The sequence below is a fragment of the Micromonospora sp. II genome (assembly GCF_001709195.1).
Lineage (GTDB): Bacteria > Actinomycetota > Actinomycetes > Mycobacteriales > Micromonosporaceae > Micromonospora > Micromonospora chalcea.
In genome coordinates this window covers 1-4,113 of sequence record NZ_LYXF01000075.1, presented here as the reverse complement: position 1 = coordinate 4,113, position 4,113 = coordinate 1, and the positions used below count along the sequence as shown (strand labels likewise).

The 4,113-nt window shown below is 73.1% G+C and carries 5 protein-coding genes; 1 reads left to right on the top strand and 4 read right to left on the bottom strand.

The genetic code is table 11. The features are described 5' to 3' along the window. Nucleotides 1-221: 221 nt before the first annotated feature. The 3 genes from A8711_RS28375 to A8711_RS28365 all read right to left on the bottom strand — a co-directional run bounded on the left by A8711_RS28375 (nt 222) and on the right by A8711_RS28365 (nt 2,787). Entirely contained in the window at nt 222-1,226 is a 1,005-nt protein-coding gene (locus A8711_RS28375; RefSeq protein WP_043327905.1) for a glycine betaine ABC transporter substrate-binding protein, read from the bottom strand. A 152-nt stretch (nt 1,227-1,378) separates the two neighbouring features. Then, complete coding sequence (locus A8711_RS28370; RefSeq protein WP_051611574.1) at nt 1,379-2,101, bottom strand: ABC transporter permease; 723 nt, start codon at nt 2,099-2,101, stop codon at nt 1,379-1,381. After that, entirely contained in the window at nt 2,098-2,787 is a 690-nt protein-coding gene (locus tag A8711_RS28365) for an ABC transporter permease (RefSeq protein WP_064446778.1), read from the bottom strand. The genes A8711_RS28370 and A8711_RS28365 overlap by 4 nt, the downstream gene beginning before the upstream one ends. A 2-nt stretch (nt 2,788-2,789) precedes the next feature. Between A8711_RS28365 and A8711_RS28360 the strand changes: the two genes are divergently transcribed. Continuing rightward, nucleotides 2,790-3,782: an ABC transporter ATP-binding protein gene (locus A8711_RS28360; RefSeq protein ID WP_069088243.1), complete on the top strand. Its 993-nt coding sequence runs from the start codon at nt 2,790-2,792 to the stop codon at nt 3,780-3,782. A gap of 2 nt (nt 3,783-3,784) precedes the next feature. Here the strand turns inward: A8711_RS28360 and A8711_RS28355 are convergent. Beyond that, nucleotides 3,785-4,113 (bottom strand): hypothetical protein (locus A8711_RS28355; RefSeq protein ID WP_069089888.1); only part of this gene is annotated, 329 nt, incomplete at its 5' end.

Here is a 4,113-nt window from a genome sequence, read left to right as displayed (position 1 = left end):
CCAGCGGCGCCAGCCCCACACCGGCCCAGAACAGGACTGTCAGCGGGGTGGGGTTGCGCTTGTCGGCAGGAGCGACCGAGGCGGGCATGGCTGAGCACAGTACCGAGAGTTCCACCTGAGGGGAACGGGTCGGCGTGACTCGATGTGCGGGCCTGCTGAGCAGGCAACCGCCCGGGGTGCGCGGCCGGTCGGCGCGCGTGGCGCCGGCCGGCCGCGGCGCGTCAGCTCGTGGCCAGCGCGGCGTCGGAGGAGAAGACCAGGCCGACGCTCGCGGCGCCGGTCTTCAGCGCGTTCTTGGTCTGCGGGCCGCCCGCGTCCAGCGAACTGAACGAGCCCGCCTTGAAGTCGTAGACCTCGACCAGACCGGCCTGGCACTTCGGCCGCTGCGGGCACTCCGGCGGACCGGCGAGCACGGTGGCCTGCCCGGAGCACTTCGCGGCCAGCTCGGAGAGCGTGGACACGCCGTACTTGTCGGCGAACGCCTTGGTCACCGCGAACGCGTTCTGGTCCTGCGCCTGGGACGGCTGGCCGAACACCAGGCCGGCCTTGTCGCCCTCGGTCTTCAGCGCGGCGACCGTCTTGTCCAGCTCCGGTGAGGAGACGGGCTGGGCGTCCTTGCCGTTGGCCTTGGTGTTGAGGAACTCCGCCATGGTGGCGGCGTACTCCGGGACGACCTGGATCTGCCCCTTCTCCAGAGCCGGGCCGTACAGCTCCCGGTTGCCGATCGTCTGCACCTTGACCTGGTAGCCCGCCGCCTCCAGCGCGATCTTGTAGAGCTCGGCGATGGTCTGGCTCTCGCTGAAGTTGCCGGCGCCGACGGTGATCTGGCCGCCCGGGCCCTTCTCGATCCCGTCGGTCACGCCGTTGGCGGACGCGAACTCCTTCGCCGCCGCCTGGGGCGTCTTGCGGTCGACGTCGACTGCCCGGTTGAGCTGGATCAGCTTCGGGGTGTCGAGCTTCGCGGAGACCTTGTCCAGCGCGGCGACGAGCTGCGGCGTGGCCGCCTTCGCGTTGATCGCGGGAATGACGTTGTCGGTGTTCTGGAGCTTCTTGTCGTCGGTCAGGACGACGAGCTGGTCGCCCGCCACCGGGGCACAGCCGGCCCCCGAGGCGCCCTGCTCGGGCGCGTCGGTGCCGGACGAGCCGGCGTCGCCGCAGCCGGTGAGGAGAGCGGCCGCGGTGAGTGCGCCGAACGCCCCCGCGACCAGTCGTGTACGCGCACGCATGAGTGCCCGCCTTCCGTGTCCCGGCGCGACCCGTCGGGCCGGCCGCGTGTCCGACGGGCGAACCGGACGGCCACCCGCGACTCCAGCCAATATCCTCCGGACCCGACCGACAAACTCGGAGCGGTTTTCGTCACCCGATCGTCACCGGCGGCTCAACTTCCGGCCGTCGCAGCCGTCGCGCGGCGGTTCGCCCGGCGGCGGACCGGGCGCAGCGGACGTGGCGTGACGAGCCGCTCCACGATCGCGAGCAGCCCCTCGACGAGCAGCGCCAGCCCGGCGACCAGCACCCCGCCGGCGATGATCTGGCCGCCGCCGGCGGCGATGTCGAGCCCGAAGCCGGCCCGGATGATCTGGCCCAGCCCGCCGCCGTTGACGAACGAGGCCAGCGCGGCGGTGGCCACCACCTGCACGGCCGCGGTACGGAAACCGGCCGCCAGGTAGGGCACGGCAAGCGGCAGCTCCACCCGGCGCAGCACCTGCCCGCCGGACAGCCCCATCCCATGTGCCGCGTCCCGCGCCTCCGGGTCGGCCTGCCGCACCCCGGTGTACGCGTTCGCCAGCAGCGGCGGCACCGCGAAGACCGCGAGCGCCACCACCACCGCCGGCCGGCCGAAGCCGAGGAAGGTCAGCGGGAGGATGGTCAGCAGGGCCAGGGTCGGGATCGCCAGCGTGACGTTGGAGACCAGCAGCACCAGCCCGCCGCCCCGGCCGCTGTGCCCGAGCCAGAGGCCGATCGGCCAGGCCACCAGGCATCCGAGCAGCACCGCCAGGGCGGACATGCTCAGGTGCTCGCCGAGGCGGTCCAGCACGCCGCCGGGATTGGTCCAGTTCAGCGGGTCGTTCAGCCAGACGACCGCCTGCTCGACGGGGTTCACCGGGCGGACCTCCCGCGCAGCCACGGGGTGAGCAGGCGGCCCACGCCGGCCAGCACCAGGTCCAGCACCAGCGCCAGCAGCACGCACAGCACCGTGCCGGTCATGATCTGGGCCTTGTAGAAGTTGTTCTGGAAGCCGGCGAAGATGAGCTGGCCGAGCCCGCCCCGGCCGACCACCACACCCACCGTGACCAGCGCGACAGTCGACACCGTCGCCAGCCGTACGCCGGTGAGGACGCCGGGCAGCGCCAGCGGCAGCTCGATCCGGAACAGCCGTCCCCACCGGCCGTACCCCATGCCCTCGGCGGCCTCCCGCACCTCCGGCGGCACCTGGTTCAGCCCGGCCAGCGCGTTGCGCACGATGACCAGCAGCGCGTACAGCGCCACCACGGTGAGCACGGTGATCGCGCCGATGCCCAGGTAGGGCGCGAGGAAGGCGAACAGCGCCAGCGACGGGACGGTGTAGAGCACCCCGGTCAGCGCAAGGATGGAGGCCGACAACGACCGGAACCAGTACGCGAGCACCGCGAGCGGCAGCGCCACCAGCGCGGCGATCACCACGGCCCGGGCGGTCAGCCAGGTGTGCTCACGCAGCGCGGCCAGGATCGTGTCAGAGTTGTCCCGCACGTACTGCCAGGAGAACCACGGATTACCCGGGTCGGCCCGGTAGCTCAGGTGGAGGGACACAGGTGGACGGTACCCCGGGGGACGCTGCCGGACACGGCGCGGCGTCGATCACGCTGGAACGCATCCGCAAGCGCTACCCGGACGGCACCGAGGCGGTACGCGAGCTGAGCCTGCAGGTCGGCGCCGGTGAGCTGGTGGTCCTGATCGGCCCGTCCGGCTGCGGCAAGTCGACGGTGCTGCGGATGATCAACCGGCTGATCGAGCCGACCGGCGGGCGGATCCTGCTCGGCGACGACGACGTCACCCGGGTCGACCCGGTGGCGCTGCGCCGCCGCATCGGGTACGTCATCCAGAACGTCGGCCTCTTCCCGCACCAGACCGTCGCGGCGAACGTGGCGACAGTGCCGGGACTGCTGGGCTGGCCGAAGCAGCGCACCCGCGCCCGCGTCGGCGAGTTGCTGGAGCTGGTCGGCCTCGACCCGGCCCAGTTCGGCCGGCGGTACCCGCACGAGCTGTCCGGCGGGCAGCGGCAGCGGGTCGGGGTGGCCCGGGCGCTCGCCGCCGACCCGGTGGTGCTGCTGATGGACGAGCCGTTCTCCGCGGTGGACCCGATCGTCCGGACCCGCCTGCAGGAGGAGTTCCTGCGCCTGCAGGCCGAGGTACGCAAGACGATCGTGCTGGTCACGCACGATCTCGACGAGGCGGTCCGGCTCGGCGACCGGATCGCGGTGCTCTCCGAGGGCGGCCGGCTGGAGCAGTACGACACGCCCGCCGCGCTGCTCGGGTCACCCGCTTCGGACTTCGTCCGCGAGTTCGTCGGCGCCGACCGGGGCATCCGGCGCCTCGCGGTGACCCCGGTGACCCGCGCCGTCCTCGACCCGCTCCCGGCCGACGGGGGCGCCGGCCTGCCCAATGTGGCGCTCGGCGACTCGGCGTACGACGCGCTCGGCGCGCTGCTCACCTCCGGCGCGGAGCACGCCGTGGTGACCGAGGAGGGCCGGGCGGTGGGCCTGCTCGCCCGTACCCGGGTGCTGGCGCTCGGCGCTGTGGACTGAGCTCAGGCCCGGCCGCCCAGGCTGGCCAGCCCGACGATCCAGCCGGCGAAGAAGCCGTACGTGACGCCGGTGCTGGCGGACTGGAACGCGGCGAACAGCGAGCCGTGCGGGCCGAGGAGCGTGGCGAGCAGGGCGCTGAGCCCGGCGGCGAGCACGTACGCGCCCCAGCCGGAGAGGAACTGGCTGCCCGAGGACGCCACCCGGTCGACCTGCGGGCCGGGCAGCAGGTAGAGCAGCGCAGCGGCCAGCACGATCAGCAGGATCGCGCGCAGGTTGGTGGCGAACACGCCCTCGTCGGCGTGCCACCGCCAGGACGGCCAGGCCAGCAGCC